12 protein-coding genes are annotated in these 14,340 nt (G+C 59.3%); 11 read left to right on the top strand and 1 reads right to left on the bottom strand.

Annotation, left to right across the window (positions count from 1 at the left end; translation table 11 throughout):
- The first annotated feature begins 6 nt into the window (after positions 1–6).
- From N2601_RS34035 to pyc, 5 genes are all read left to right on the top strand, one after another.
- Positions 7–1,533 (top strand): sugar ABC transporter ATP-binding protein, encoded by a 1,527-nt coding sequence (locus tag N2601_RS34035; protein WP_260306161.1) that lies wholly within the window; start codon positions 7–9, stop codon positions 1,531–1,533.
- Entirely contained in the window at positions 1,530–2,519 is a 990-nt protein-coding gene (locus N2601_RS34030) for an ABC transporter permease (RefSeq protein ID WP_260306160.1), read from the top strand. Before N2601_RS34035 ends, N2601_RS34030 begins: the two co-directional genes overlap by 4 nt.
- Before the next feature lie 67 nt (positions 2,520–2,586).
- Positions 2,587–3,474: a fumarylacetoacetate hydrolase family protein gene (locus N2601_RS34025; protein ID WP_260306159.1), complete on the top strand. Its 888-nt coding sequence runs from the start codon at positions 2,587–2,589 to the stop codon at positions 3,472–3,474.
- Positions 3,475–3,503: 29 nt separating this feature from the next.
- A complete protein-coding gene (locus N2601_RS34020) occupies positions 3,504–3,911 on the top strand; it encodes a RidA family protein (protein WP_120665222.1) in 408 nt (135 codons plus the stop codon).
- Between the two features lie 95 nt (positions 3,912–4,006).
- Positions 4,007–7,465, top strand: a complete 3,459-nt coding sequence (gene pyc / locus N2601_RS34015; RefSeq protein ID WP_260306158.1) for a pyruvate carboxylase — start codon at positions 4,007–4,009, stop codon at positions 7,463–7,465.
- A gap of 136 nt (positions 7,466–7,601) precedes the next feature.
- Here the strand turns inward: pyc and N2601_RS34010 are convergent, their stop codons facing one another.
- Positions 7,602–8,564 carry a LysR family transcriptional regulator gene (locus N2601_RS34010; RefSeq protein ID WP_260306157.1) on the bottom strand — a complete coding sequence of 321 codons (963 nt, stop codon included), beginning with the start codon at positions 8,562–8,564 and terminating at the stop codon, positions 7,602–7,604.
- Positions 8,565–8,812: 248 nt separating this feature from the next.
- On the opposite strand from N2601_RS34010, the gene N2601_RS34005 reads away from it, so the two are divergent.
- From N2601_RS34005 to N2601_RS33980, 6 genes are all read left to right on the top strand, one after another.
- Positions 8,813–9,658: an ABC transporter substrate-binding protein gene (locus N2601_RS34005; protein WP_260306156.1), complete on the top strand. Its 846-nt coding sequence runs from the start codon at positions 8,813–8,815 to the stop codon at positions 9,656–9,658.
- Positions 9,659–9,763: 105 nt separating this feature from the next.
- Positions 9,764–10,708, top strand: coding sequence for an amino acid ABC transporter permease (locus tag N2601_RS34000; RefSeq protein ID WP_260306154.1), 945 nt, complete (start codon positions 9,764–9,766; stop codon positions 10,706–10,708).
- A 41-nt stretch (positions 10,709–10,749) separates the two neighbouring features.
- Positions 10,750–11,502, top strand: coding sequence for an amino acid ABC transporter ATP-binding protein (locus N2601_RS33995; protein WP_260306259.1), 753 nt, complete (start codon positions 10,750–10,752; stop codon positions 11,500–11,502).
- Positions 11,503–11,540: 38 nt separating this feature from the next.
- Positions 11,541–12,761, top strand: coding sequence for a MalY/PatB family protein (locus N2601_RS33990; RefSeq protein WP_260306153.1), 1,221 nt, complete (start codon positions 11,541–11,543; stop codon positions 12,759–12,761).
- Between the two features lie 144 nt (positions 12,762–12,905).
- On the top strand, positions 12,906–13,328 hold the full coding sequence (locus N2601_RS33985; RefSeq protein WP_260306152.1) for a RidA family protein: 423 nt from the start codon (positions 12,906–12,908) through the stop codon (positions 13,326–13,328).
- Between the two features lie 26 nt (positions 13,329–13,354).
- A complete protein-coding gene (locus N2601_RS33980; RefSeq protein ID WP_260306151.1) occupies positions 13,355–14,326 on the top strand; it encodes a 1-aminocyclopropane-1-carboxylate deaminase/D-cysteine desulfhydrase in 972 nt (323 codons plus the stop codon).
- Positions 14,327–14,340 lie beyond the last annotated feature (14 nt).

Raw genomic sequence — 14,340 nt, 5'->3', positions numbered from 1 at the left:
GCCCTGATGACACCACTCCTGCGATTAGTCGACGTCAGCAAGTCCTTCGGAGCGACAAGGGCGCTCCGGGGCGTCTCCATTGATATTTTCCCGGGTGAGATCCATTGCATCATCGGGGAAAACGGGGCGGGCAAGTCCACTTTGGGCAGAATCTGCGGGGGCTTTGTCCGACCAGATACCGGCAGCTTCTGGTATGATGGCAAGGAAGTTCCATTTTTCAGCCCTGAAGAAGGGCGAGCCGCCGGCCTGGCAATGGTTTTCCAGGAGCTTTCGCTGGCGCCGGATCTGAGCATCCAAGACAATCTCTTTCTTGGCGCGGAGCCGACCCGTAACCCGCTTCGCGTGCTAAGACGCTCGCGAGAACGGTCGGACTGCATGAGCGTTCTGGATGCGGTGGGGCTTGGCAGGATCGATATCAGGCTGCCAGTCAACCAACTCCCGCCTGGCCAGCAGCAGCTTGTCGAAATCAGCAAGGCCCTGGCGCGCAAGCCTAAGATTCTCGTGCTCGATGAACCCTCGGCCATGCTCAGCCTGGCCGAGCGCAAACACCTGCACGGCATCATGGGCGAGCTTAGGGCCAACGGCACTGCGATCGTCTTCGTTACCCACCATGTGTCGGAAGTCGCCGAGCTCGCCGACCGCGTCACCGTGCTTCGCAATGGCGCTCTCGTTGAGTGCATCACCGGGCGCCAGACCGTCGATCAGATCGTTGAGCGTCTCGGCGGCGGCGGTATTCCTGCCCCGCATCGGTCACAGAGCCAGGTCGTTCAAAACCCCGATAATAGCGCGGCCGATCTGCTCTCGATCGTGGTGCCGCGTCTGGACGGTAGCACCAAAGCAATTCGCGTGGCGCCTGGTGAAGTCGTCGGGCTCTATGGCGTCATCGGCTGTGGTAGCGGGCGGATTGCTTCAATCGTATCGGGCCAGGCATCGGACGCCGCATCCGTGGCGATGGAGGTCGAGGGGCAAAAGATCGCCGTCAATACGCCTGTTCGAGCGCGAAGGCTCGGCATAGGGCACCTTCCAAACGGCCGCGCCGCGAACGGGATTCTCCCGACGAGAAGTATAAGCGAAAACCTCTATTTGCGTCCCCGCAGCCGCAAGCAGCGGGCGTCGCTTGCTCCGACGGGCGGAGATCCTGACAAGGAACTGTCGGAAATCGGCGTCCGGTATGGAAATGCCAAAGATCCGATCACGAGCTTGAGCGGCGGCAACCAGCAGAAGGTCCTTATTGGTCGGCTGCTCGGATCCGACCTCCGTCTGCTCGTGCTCGAGGAGCCGACGGCCGGAATCGATATCGCCGCAAAAGCGGACGTTCACAATCTACTGCGCGAATGCACAGGCAAGGGATGGGGGATCCTTCTTGTGTCCAGCGATCTCGAAGAAGCGATCACGCTCAGCGACCGCATTCACACGATGTTCGATGGACAGTGCGTGCGCACGTACAGCGCCCCGACCACCGGCGACATGTCGTCGATCTCGGCGGACGTGGTTGGCGCGACACATGCAAAAGACAGGGAGGAAGTCCTATGAGTTCCCAAAGCAGTATCAACCAGGCCAGCCCACCAAAGGTGCGGCATCTATTCGGACACGTTGGCTATGCCGACTTGATGTTGCCGTTGCTTATCCTGTTGCTGGCGCTCGTCGCAGTGATGATTGAGCCGCGTTTCCTTTCAACGAACAACCTGCTCAATCTCCTTCGGCAATTGACGCCATTGCTGATTTTCGCGGCCGCCCAAGGCATTGTCATCATGTCTGGCGGGCTGGATCTTTCGCAATCATCCGTCTTGTCTGTGGCCGGGGTCGCAGGCGTCCTCGTGATGCCGCAGCTCGGTATTGGCGGCGGCGTTTGCGTCATGATTGCTGTTGGCGCTTTTTGTGGGCTGTTCTCGGGCTTCGTCGTCGCCGCTACGGGGGCTAGTCCGCTCATCGTCACCCTATCGGCCCTTTCCATCACACAGGCGTTCGCCCTCATTTTGGCGAATGGTGTGCCGATCTACGACGTTCCCGGCGAATATACCGATCTGGTCGGCTTTACCTCACTTGCCGGAATTCCGGTGATGGTTTTGATCGGCCTGGCAGTCTTGGCCTGCTGTTGGGTCCTGCTGCGCTTTACCGTCTTTGGACGGTACGTGTACGCCATGGGTTCGAACTATTCCGCGGCTTTGCATTCAGGCGTCGATGTCCGTTTCTATACGGTGCTCGTCTATGTTTTGAGCGGCACCTGCGCCGGGATCGGTGCGGTCGTAGTGACCGCCTGGACAAGCGCTGCCCAACCGATTGCGGCACCCAATCTCGCTTTGCAGGCCCTTGCCTCCGTCGTTCTTGGTGGGGTGGCTCTCAAGGGCGGCAGCGGTGGAATGATTCATGTTGTGTTCGGCGTCGTCACGCTCGGGATGCTTTCGAATGTTCTGAACATGATTGGCGTGTCCGCCTATTTCCAAACACTGGCAGTCGGCCTCGTCATTCTGCTGGCGGTCTGCCTCGACCGGCTCCGGCAGCGCTCGGCTCGCCGATAAGTCCGCGATCTCACATCCAACATGGGTGGTGCAGTGCCCACCCGTCCCCTCAGACAGGAGTAATTTGATGAAGTTTGTTACATTCCAGCATCGGGGCAATAGCGCCGTCGGCGTTCTGGTCGACGACGGTTCTCGCCTGGTCGACCTTACCGCTGCGGGCCTCGCAGCAGATATGCAGGATCTGATCGAGAACTACGATCAGCGCACTGCCCAGATCGAAAGGCTTATTCAAGAGAAAGCCAGCGCATTGCAGCTCGCCGAGGTGGAGCTTCGCGCGCCGATCCCGACCCCTCGCCGGAACATCTTCTGCGTCGGCAAGAACTATCATGAACATGCTGCAGAGTTCGGGCGCAGTGGTTTCGACGCCGGGTCGATCGGCGGCTCCGAAGTTCCGGAATATCCGATCATCTTCAGCAAGCCGCCGTCATCGGTGATCGGCCCCGGCGCAACGATCGAGTGGGCAAATGATCCCTATCAGTCGGTGGACTACGAAGCCGAGCTTGCTGTCATCATCGGTCGTTCTGGCCGCGTCACCGAAAACGATGATCCGATGGATTTCGTCTTCGGCTACACCATCATCAACGACGTGACCTCGCGTGAACTGCAAAAGCGCCACAAGCAGTGGCTCCTCGGCAAAGGTATCGACACCTTCGCGCCTATGGGGCCTGCGATCGTCACCCGGCAAGCAATGGGCGACATTTCTTCCAAGGGCATTCGCTGCCATGTGAATGATGAGCAGCGTCAAAACGCGCGGATTGGCGACCTGATCTTTGATGTTCCGACGCTGGTACGAGCGATCGGTCGCTCGATCTCGCTGGTGGCCGGAGACATCATTGCAACAGGCACCCCTGTTGGTGTCGGCATCGGCTTCAACCCGCCGAAATACCTCAACCCGGGCGATCGCGTTCGCGTCGAAATCGACGGGATCGGCACGATCGAGAACCCGGTCGGATAATCATCGCACATCGAAGCTAGGAGTAGAGAATGGCCGACATCAATATTTACAACCCCGAAAAGCTTGGCCCGCCAATGGGTCAGTACACACATGTCACCCGCGTGAAGGCGAACGAGTTTCTGTTCATTGCGGGGATGCTTTCCGGTGACTCCGCTGGAAACGTCATCGGTGAGGGTGACTTTGACACCCAGACCGCGCAGGTTTTCAAAAACGTGGAAGCCGCATTGGAATCTGCGGGGGCGTCCTGGAGCAATGTCGTGCAATTCACGACCTATTTGGTCCACTCACAGGACATCCCGAAGTTCATGGAATTTCGTCTGCGTGAGTTTCCCAAGATGTTCCCGGACGGAAAATATCCGCCGAACACTTTGTTGATGGTCGACCGGCTGGTGAAGGAACCGTTCCTCGTAGAGGTCCAAACGATCGCGGCGCTCTAAGCGCGAATACCTTCATCGGATTATCGAAGAGAGCAGGCTCAGCCAAGCAGGCGAGGGCCTGCTCTAGTCCACCTGGTTTGTGAAGAAAAGTTGCGATGCCCATTTCCAAGATACTCGTTGCCAACCGCTCCGAAATTGCCATCCGCGTTTTCCGCGCTGCAAACGAACTCGGGCTGAAAACGGTCGCGATATGGGCGGAAGAGGACAAACTTGCGCTGCACCGCTTTAAAGCGGACGAAAGTTACCAGATCGGCCGCGGGCCGCACCTTGCCCGCGATCTCGGCCCGATTGAAAGCTATCTGTCGATCGACGAGGTGATTCGGGTCGCCAAGCTTTCCGGCGCCGACGCCATCCACCCGGGCTACGGCCTGCTCTCGGAAAGCCCGGAATTCGTCGACGCCTGTGACGCCGCCGGCATCACCTTCATCGGCCCGCGGCCGGCGACCATGCGCCAGCTCGGCAACAAGGTGGCGGCCCGAAACCTTGCCATCTCCGTCGGTGTGCCAGTCGTTCCGGCCACCGATCCTCTGCCGGAAGACGAGAAGGAAATCCATCGCCTGGCCGCCGAGATCGGTTATCCGGTCATGCTCAAGGCCTCCTGGGGCGGCGGCGGACGCGGCATGCGCGCCATCCGCGACCCGAAGGACCTGATCCGCGAGGTGACGGAAGCCAAGCGCGAGGCCAAGGCCGCCTTCGGCAAGGACGAGGTCTATCTCGAAAAGCTGGTCGAGCGCGCCCGCCACGTCGAAAGCCAGATCCTTGGCGATACCCACGGCAATGTCGTGCATCTTTTCGAACGCGACTGCTCGATCCAGCGCCGCAACCAGAAGGTCGTCGAGCGCGCCCCGGCGCCCTATCTTTCGGATGCGCAGCGCCAGGAACTCGCCGACTATTCGCTGAAGATCGCTCGCGCCACCAATTATGTCGGCGCCGGCACGGTCGAGTACCTGATGGATGCCGACACCGGCAAGTTCTACTTCATCGAAGTGAACCCGCGCATCCAGGTTGAGCATACCGTCACCGAAGTCGTGACCGGCATCGACATCGTCAAGGCGCAGATCCATATTCTCGACGGCGAGGCGATCGGTACGCCGGCATCGGGCGTGCCGAAGCAGGCGGACATCCGCCTCAACGGCCATGCGCTGCAGTGCCGCATCACCACGGAAGATCCGGAACAGAACTTCATTCCGGACTACGGCCGCATCACCGGCTATCGTTCGGCCTCCGGTTTCGGCATTCGTCTTGACGGCGGCACGGCCTATCCGGGTGCGGTCATCACCCGCTTCTACGACCCGCTGCTTGTGAAGGTCACGGCCTGGGCGCCGAATCCGCTTGAAGCGATCACTCGCATGGACCGCGCTTTGCGCGAGTTCCGCATTCGCGGCGTGGCGACCAACCTGACCTTCCTCGAGGCGATCATCGGCCACCCGAAGTTCCAGGACAACAGCTACACGACCCGTTTCATCGATACGACGCCGGAACTGTTCCAGCAGGTCCGGCGCCAGGACCGTGCGACGAAGCTCTTGACCTATCTCGCCGACGTCACCGTCAACGGTCATCCGGAGGCCAAGGGCCGTCCGAAGCCGCCGGCGGATGCGGCCAAGCCCGTCGTGCCGTTCATCCAGGGCGAAATCCCGGCCGGTACCAAGCAGAAGCTCGACGCGCTCGGCCCGAAGAAATTCGCCGAGTGGGTGCGCGGTGAAAGCCGTGTTTTCCTGACCGATACGACGATGCGCGACGGCCATCAGTCGCTGCTTGCGACCCGCATGCGCACGCACGACATCGCCCGCGTCGCCGGCACCTATGCTCGTGCCCTGCCGCAGCTGTTCTCGCTCGAATGCTGGGGTGGTGCGACCTTCGACGTTTCCATGCGCTTCCTCACCGAGGACCCGTGGGATCGTCTCGCCCGCATTCGCGAGGACGCGCCGAACCTGCTGCTGCAGATGCTTTTGCGCGGCGCCAATGGCGTCGGCTACAAGAACTACCCCGACAACGTCGTGAAGTACTTCGTTCGCCAGGCGGCGAAGGGCGGCATCGACGTCTTCCGCGTCTTCGACTGCCTCAACTGGGTCGACAACATGCGCGTGTCGATGGAGGCCGTTGCCGAGGAGAACCGCATCTGCGAGGCGGCAATCTGCTACACCGGCGACATCCTGAACTCGGCCCGCCCGAAGTACGATCTCAAGTACTACACCGCATTGGCGGCCGAGCTCGAAAAGGCCGGCGCGCACATGATCGCCGTCAAGGACATGGCGGGCCTGTTGAAGCCGGCGGCCGCGCGCGTGCTCTTCAAGGCGCTGCGCGAGGCGACGGATCTGCCGATCCATTTCCACACGCACGACACCTCGGGCATTGCGGCTGCGACCGTGCTTGCCGCTGTCGATAGCGGCGTCGATGTGGTCGATGCGGCGATGGACGCACTCTCCGGCAACACCTCGCAGCCCTGCCTCGGCTCGATCGTCGAGGCGCTGCGCGGCTCGGAGCGTGATCCGGGCCTCGATCCCGAATGGATCCGCCGCATTTCCTTCTATTGGGAAGCAGTGCGTTACCAGTACGCTGCCTTCGAAAGCGACCTCAAGGGACCGGCGTCGGAAGTCTACCTGCACGAAATGCCGGGCGGTCAGTTCACCAACCTCAAGGAACAGGCCCGTTCGCTCGGGCTGGAAACCAAGTGGCACCGCGTTGCCCAGGCCTATGCCGATGCGAACCAGATGTTCGGCGACATCGTCAAGGTAACGCCGTCCTCCAAGGTGGTCGGCGACATGGCGCTGATGATGGTCAGCCAAGACCTGACGGTTGCCGACGTCGAAAACCCGGCCAAGGACATCGCTTTCCCGGACTCGGTTGTCTCGATGCTGAAGGGCGATCTCGGCCAGCCCCCGGGCGGCTGGCCGGAGGCGCTGCAGAAGAAGGCGCTGAAGGGCGAGAAGGCCTATACCGCCGTTCCGGGCTCGCTGCTGCCGCCGGCCGATCTCGACGCGGAACGCAAGGCCATCGAGGACAAGCTCGAGCGCAAGGTCGACGACTTCGAGTTCGCTTCCTACCTGATGTATCCGAAGGTCTTCACCGACTATGCGGTCGCTGCCGATACCTATGGCCCGGTCAGCGTGCTGCCGACGCCGGCCTATTTCTACGGGCTTGCGCCGGGCGAGGAACTGCAGCCGGAGATCGAGAGGGGCAAGTCGCTCGTCATCCTGCACCAGGCCAAGAGCGAGCCCGACGAGAAGGGCATGGTCAAGGTGTTCTTCGAACTCAATGGCCAGCCGCGCCTGATCAAGGTTCCGGACCGCAACCGCAGTGCGACGAGCGCCGTGCGCCGGAAGGCCGAGGGCGGCAATGCCGCCCAGCTTGGCGCACCGATGCCGGGCGTCATCTCGACGGTCGCGGTTGCCGCCGGCCAGGCGGTCAAGGCCGGCGACGTGCTGCTCTCGATCGAGGCGATGAAGATGGAGACGGCGCTTCATGCGGAGAAGGACGGCACGATTGCCGAAGTGCTGGTGCGTGCTGGCGACCAGATCGACGCCAAGGATCTGCTGATCGTCTACAGTTCGTAACGAGTTTCCCAAGGCCGCAAACGCTGCCCATCTCCGCCCGGTACCACTAAGTGCCGGGCGCTTTTTTTCAGGTGCTGGCTGCTATTGCCGAGCTATGCGAGAAACTCGCAGGCCAGCACCAGTCGGCGGCGCGAACTTAGGGAAGAGGGATGATTTGATGGAGGAATGCGCGCTTCCTCTCCTCACACGCCGTCACAATGGAGCGGATACAACTTCTCAACCAGATATGGCCCGCGTCCGTCTGTTTTGTTCGGACATATATCAGCGATACGCGAACATCAGGCAAAGCGAGGGGAGGGCGTGTGACGAGTATCTCGCTGCTCTCATCGATGAGCGATAGCATTCCGTCCGCAAACGCGGCAATCATCTGCGTCCCTCTGAGGACTTTGGGTGCAACCATGTAATACGGGATTGTAGCGGCAACGCGCCGTGACAAACCGATCGTCGCCAGTGCCTTATCGCTTACGCCGGACTCATCGCCATCCGGCGAAATCTGCAGGTGAGGCATCGCCAGATATTTCTCCATCGTGAGATCTTTTATCACCGCGTTCCCGCTCCAGGCAGCACAGAGCATTTCGTGCCGTGCCAGAACCGTTTCGACGATATGGGATTCACGAATGATCGGATTTCCGATCAACACGCAGTCGAGATCGGGATCGCTGAGCAATTCTGCGGCCTCGTAGAGGTAGACCGGTACGATGCGAAGCCTCGCATTGGGAGCCTTCGAATTGAATTCTTCCAGCAGCGTGGGCAAGTAGAGCGCGCTGGTGTAGTCGGTCACGCCGATCCGGAATTGACGATGGCTCTCGCTGGGTTTGAAGTTGATGCGCTGGGACACCACTCCTTCGATATCTGAAAGTGCCTGCGTGATCACGGTCGCCAGTTCCCGTGCCTGCGCTGTCGGATTCATCGACCCCGCACGCTTGACGAACAACTCGTCACCGAAAATCTCGCGTAACCTGTTCAGCGAATGGCTGATCGCTGATTGGGTGCGGCCGGCGCGGTCCGCCGCCTTGGTAACGCTACGCTCCTGCATGAGCAGATCGAATACCCTCAACAGGTTGAGGTCGATCTGATTCAGAGTGAAATCGCTTCTCATGCGGAGGTCCTCTCTCTCATTTCCATGCCAGTATAATGAATTTGGATCATATTAACATTATGAATATTCATTCGCAGTCTGGCTCACCTGCGGCTATCATTTTTATCGCGGGTGCAGAGAGGATGCACCTGGAGAAGCCCGTTATAGCGCCACCTTCCAACGCAGATGCAAGGTCATGCTTGCATCTTCGATCGGTGAACTGCGCGCAAAACAGAGCGATCAAGACAACGCGAAAAAGGGAACATGAAATGACTGCCATTAAATCTGCAATTCTTTCGACAGTGGCGCTGGTTGCGAGCGCCACTGTTTCGCTGGCTGGCGATATCGCGCTTCCGTCCTACGTCAAGGACAGCGGCAAGCTGCCGATCGCGACCACCATTTATGCTCCCTTCTCCTACATCGACGAGAGCGGCAAACAGGTCGGCCTCAGCGTCGAGTTGGCCCAGGCGGCCGCCAAGGAGCTCGGTGTCGAGCTGACCATCGACCAGGTCCCCTTCACATCTCTCATTCCGTCCTTGGGTGCTGACCGGATCAAGATCGCCTGGCTCAATGCATCGGTGACCGAAGAGCGCCTGAAGCAGGCCGATTTCGTCTCCTGGATGGAAGATGGCACCATCATTTCGACTCTGCCTGAGAACAAAGACAAATACGCGAAGCGCACAGAGCTGTGTGGCGCCACCGTCGCCGTCCAGTCCGGCACGGCAGCGGACTTCTCTGCCGATCAGGTGAACGAGGAGTGCAAGGCCGCCGGCCTGAAGGAATTCAAGAAGGATATCTACCCGTCCCAGCAGGACACGGTTCAGGCCGTGATTACCGGTCGGGCGGACGCATATCTGGATGACTCGACCTCCGCCGGATACTATTCACAGGTCAGCAAGGGAAAGCTTGTCCTGACGGGCGAGGTCTTCCACAAGAAGCCCATCGGCCACATCATCAAGAAGGGTGACGCTGAAACCGCCACCATGCTTGCTGCCGCGATTCAGAAGCTGATCGACGACGGCACCTACAACACCATTCTCGCCAAATACGGAATGACTTCGTCCGCAATTGCGAAGCCGGTGATCTATACCGACGTGTCTCAGCTCAAGAACTGATCTCATGCCCCCGCTCTGCCGCATCTCGGCAGAGCGGGGGCGCGTAATTGAGCTGCAACGCGTTTGCGAAAAGTCATCATATCACCCGAAAAAGGAGTCGAGGACTTGAACGTTCTCCCCCTAAAAGACGACAGCGTCGCCGCCAAGCGCGCGCAGTTCACGGTGGTGCCGCTCCGTCATCCCTGGCGCTGGGCTGCTGCTGCAATCGTCACGATTCTTTTGCTCTTGCTGCTCCAGGCAGTCGTCAGCAATCCCAATCTTCAGTGGCCCGTGGTCGCCTCATATATCCTCAACCCTATCATCGTGCAGGGTCTTTGGGTGACGGTCGGCTTGACTCTGGCCATCATGTTTTTTGCCAGCATCATCGGCATGATCGTTGCCTTGATGATGCTCTCTCCAAGCAAAATGCTGTCGGTCCCGGCCGCGGCCTTCATCTGGTGGTTCCGCGGTACGCCGGCACTCGTCCAGCTCATCTTGTGGTATAATCTGTCGCTTATCTTCAAGGACATTACGCTCTGGTTGCCGGGGCTCGGCACCGTCTTTTCGATTCCAACGAACACCGTCATGACGCCATTGGTAGCGGCCGTCGTTGCCCTGTCCCTCCATGAAGCGGGATACATGGCGGAGATTATCCGAAACGGGTTGAAATCGGTGAACCGCGGGCAGACGGAAGCTGCGCTCTGTCTCGGAATGAAACCCTCTCTGCTGCTGCGGCGGATTGTCATTCCCCAAGCAATGCGCGTCATTATTCCTCCGACCGGAAACGAGACGATCAATCTGCTCAAGACGACCTCGCTCGTCAGTATCATTGCCGTCGGCGACCTGTTGTACTCGGCCCAGGCGATTTATGCCCGGACGTTCGAAACCATTCCGCTCCTGCTCGTCGCCACGTTCTGGTACCTGGTCGTCGTCTCAATCATGACCATCGGTCAGGGTTATCTCGAACGTCATTATTCCAGGGACGAAGCCGGACCAAATCCTGCTCCGGGCGGTTTGTCGCGGCTGGGTTCGATTCTCATGATGCGTGAAAAATGGAGAGGTGCACAATGAAGACCAATCACTTTGAACGGTTCGCTATCTCTCCCTCCGTGATGATCCACGCGTCAGATGTCAGGAAGTCCTACGGCAGTCTCGAAGTTCTGAAGGGCGTGAATATTTCGGTGCCGAACGGTTCGGTCGCCTGCATTATTGGGCCGTCCGGCTCCGGCAAGAGCACATTTCTCAGATGCATCAACCATCTCGAAGAGATCAACAGCGGGCTGCTGCTGGTCGATGGGGATTTCGTCGGGTATCGCTTGAAAGATGACAAGCTCCATGAACTGAGAGCGTCGCAAATTTGTGCTCGACGCGCCGAAATCGGCATGGTCTTCCAGCACTTCAACCTGTTCCCCCACATGACCGTGCTGGAGAACCTGATCGAAGCCCCGATCAAAGTGCGTGGCGAACCTCGCGCCGAGGCGCGGTTACACGCTATGGAGTTGCTAAGCCGCGTAGGGCTCGTGGAAAAGGCGACCGCCTTTCCAAGACAGCTGTCGGGCGGCCAGCAGCAGCGAGTTGCAATTGCGCGTGCACTTGCCATGCGCCCGAAGGTGCTGCTGTTCGATGAACCGACCTCGGCGCTCGATCCCGAACTTGTAGGCGAAGTCCTGTCGGTCATGAAGGATCTCGCGCGCGACGGGATGACGATGGTCGTGGTGACGCACGAAATTGGATTTGCCCGTGAAGTCGCCGATCAGTTGATCTTCATGGACGGGGGAACCGTCATGGAACAAGGCGATCCGCGCGAGATGATCGCCAATCCTCAATCGCCGCGAACGCGTGAGTTCCTGGCCAAAGTCCTCTAGCCGCCTGGCACCGACGAAAAGATATTCGGAGAAATATAATGCACGATTTGCACCGGGCGCCGGCTGATGCCGCCGCGGAAACGACCGACTTTGACGAAATCCTCGACCGCTCGCAATTGAGCTCTGTCAAGTGGGAAATGGAAATTGACCGGACCGGCAACAAATCCCTGCTCGGTTTCGGTACCGCGGACATGGACTTTCGCTCTCCCAAGCCGATTGCTGAAGCTCTTGAACGCACTGCTCGTCTTGGCCACTTCGGTTATCCCTACAAGCCGAACAGCTACTACGAAGCCCTGATCGGCTTTTACAAGAGGCATTTCGGGTGGGAGATCAAGCGTGAGTGGATTGCCCACAATGTCGGCATCTACCCCTCCATGCGACCGTTGATCGATCGCCTGAGCGTCGAGGGAGACGAAATTATCTACCAGCCACCGGTCCACTTCCAATTCAGGAATATCGTGGCCGCCGCTGGACGTGTGCCCGTTGCAAATCCGCTCATTCTTCGCAACGGCCGCTATGAGTTCGACTTCGATCAGCTTGCCCGCTGCGTCAGCAGTCGCACAAAGCTGCTCCTGCTTTGCAATCCTCACAACCCCGTCGGGCGTGTCTGGTCGCGTGACGAGTTGGCGCAGCTTGCGGAGTTTTGTCAGCAGAACAACATCGTCGTCGTTTCCGACGAGGTCTATTGTGGGTTGCTGCACGACGGCTTTCACTTCACGCCTTTTGGGAGCGTGTCGTCAGATGCACTTATGAATTCCGTGAGCCTGCTTTCTGCCAGCAAGATGTTTAACCTCACGGGACTGAAGCACTCTCAAGTCATCGCCGCTAATCCAAGGCTTATGAATGAATACCTGGAGGGGCTGAAGCGCGATACCTCGGGCTACGGCGGTTCTCTGTTCGGCCACGTCGCGACCGAGGTGGCATACCGAGATTGCGATGGGTGGCTTGCCGATCTCATGAAGTATGTTGCCGGCAACTATGCCTTCGCCGAGGCTTTCTTCAAGGAAAGACTCCCGCGCATTCGCATACGCCCGACAGAGTCCACCTACTTCATGTGGCTCGACCTTTCAGATTACGGCATGTCGCACCAGGAGATGCTCGATCTGTTCGAAACAAGGCATGGCCTCGTGCTCAACTACGGCGAAGACTATGGGCCGGGCGGTGAAGGACATATCCGTCTGAATATCGGCACGCCGAAGTCGATTCTTGCTCAAGGCATCGAGCGGATGGCGAAAGCATTGTCCAGCCACGAAGGATGATCCTGGCATTAAAGATCAGTTCCTTCCCAGGCTGACATCCCGACGATCTGTCGGCGCGCGATCATGCCGACAGATGATCCGCTCATATTCGAACACCGTGATGCGTCGCATCAGACGGTCACCTCAAACTCTTGCGAGGAAATCATGGAAATCTCCACCCCTAACGCACCTGCAGCTGTCGGTCCCTACAGCCAGGCCAGACGACAAGGGAACCTGCTTTTCGTCTCGGGCCAACTGCCTCTCGACCCCAAGACGGGGGAAATGGCCAGCGATGCGGAAGAGCAGATGCGTCAGGTGCTGGCAAATATCGAAGCGATCGTGACGGCGGCGGGGGCAAAGATGTCCGATGTCCTGAAGACGACCGTGCTCGTGACCGATCTTTCGAAATTCAAGCAGCTGAATGAAATTTATGCAGCGGCTTTCCCGAAGCCATGCCCGGCACGAGCGACCTACCAGGTCGCGGCGCTGCCAATGGGCGCGCAAGTCGAGATCGAGGCGGTCGCCGTCATTCCCGGTGAAGCTGATCACGCCTGCAAAGGCTCCTGCACGGCGGCCGCCCTGTCGTAAAATCAAGACCCTCAGAGGTTAGCACGATGACAGATCACCTGGATTTGGTCCCACTTGGCTTCTTTCCAACGCCGATCGACAAGTGGGATAACCTTGGGCGTGAACTCAGCATTTCGCTGAGCGCGAAACGGGACGACCTTTCCGGCCTGGGCGGCGGCGGAAACAAGATCAGGAAGCTGCAATATCTTCTTGCCGAAGCCAAAGCGGAAAAGGCAACGACGCTGATCACGGCGGGCGCCACGCAATCGAACCATGTCCGGCAAACCGCGGCTGTTGCCAGAAAACACGGCATGCGGCCTTTAGCCCTGCTTCGTGGGCAACTGCCGCCGAGCCCCTCGGGAAACCTGCTTCTCGATGAACTCTTGGGCGCGCAGTTGGAATTTCATGATCGTGACGACTTCAACGCCATGGTCGTGGACCTTATGCTGGAGCGCAAGGCGGAGCTCGAAGCCTCGGGCGAGCGCGCCTATGTCATCCCGATTGGCGGATCGAGCCCTCTGGGAGCCCTTGGTTACGTCGATTGCGCCAAGGAGATGCGTGAGCAGTTCGATGCCCGGCGGCAGAGGCATCCGGACTATATCGTTGTCGCAATGGGCTCGGGCGGCACGTATGCCGGTCTCGTCGCAGGATGCGCGCGATATCTGCCCAACACGCAAGTTCTCGGCATCGTCATTACGACTGCGGCCTTTGCTTCGCGCGATTGCGCGGCGTCCTTGCTAAATGACACGGCTCGACTCGCTGGTGTCGATCGGCGTTGGGATGCCGAAGATCTGTTGCTGAATTACGATCATATCGGACCCGAATACGGGGTCCCCAGCCAAGAAGGCAATGCCGCAATCCGCAAAGTTGCAGAAGCCGAAGGGGTCTTCCTCGACCCGACTTATACGGGAAAGGTCTGCGCCGGACTGATCGCCGCTGTCGGTGAGACGATCCCTGCAGGCAGCGATGTGATCTTCGTGCATACGGGGGGAAGCCCCGCTCTCTTTGCAGCACGGTGACACGCGTTCGATCA

The sequence above is a fragment of the Rhizobium sp. CB3060 genome (assembly GCF_025200735.1).
GTDB lineage: Bacteria > Pseudomonadota > Alphaproteobacteria > Rhizobiales > Rhizobiaceae > Rhizobium.
This window is presented reverse-complemented; position numbering and strand designations above follow the sequence as displayed.

Coding starts and splice junctions, on each gene's coding strand:
- N2601_RS33995 (WP_260306259.1), top strand. CDS start 10,750: ATGATCCACGCGTCAGATGTCAGGAAGTCCTACGGCAGTCTCGAAGTT.
- N2601_RS34005 (WP_260306156.1), top strand. CDS start 8,813: ATGACTGCCATTAAATCTGCAATTCTTTCGACAGTGGCGCTGGTTGCG.
- N2601_RS33985 (WP_260306152.1), top strand. CDS start 12,906: ATGGAAATCTCCACCCCTAACGCACCTGCAGCTGTCGGTCCCTACAGC.
- N2601_RS34010 (WP_260306157.1), bottom strand. CDS start 8,564: ATGAGAAGCGATTTCACTCTGAATCAGATCGACCTCAACCTGTTGAGG.
- N2601_RS34035 (WP_260306161.1), top strand. CDS start 7: ATGACACCACTCCTGCGATTAGTCGACGTCAGCAAGTCCTTCGGAGCG.
- N2601_RS34030 (WP_260306160.1), top strand. CDS start 1,530: ATGAGTTCCCAAAGCAGTATCAACCAGGCCAGCCCACCAAAGGTGCGG.
- pyc (WP_260306158.1), top strand. CDS start 4,007: ATGCCCATTTCCAAGATACTCGTTGCCAACCGCTCCGAAATTGCCATC.
- N2601_RS34025 (WP_260306159.1), top strand. CDS start 2,587: ATGAAGTTTGTTACATTCCAGCATCGGGGCAATAGCGCCGTCGGCGTT.
- N2601_RS33990 (WP_260306153.1), top strand. CDS start 11,541: ATGCACGATTTGCACCGGGCGCCGGCTGATGCCGCCGCGGAAACGACC.
- N2601_RS33980 (WP_260306151.1), top strand. CDS start 13,355: ATGACAGATCACCTGGATTTGGTCCCACTTGGCTTCTTTCCAACGCCG.
- N2601_RS34020 (WP_120665222.1), top strand. CDS start 3,504: ATGGCCGACATCAATATTTACAACCCCGAAAAGCTTGGCCCGCCAATG.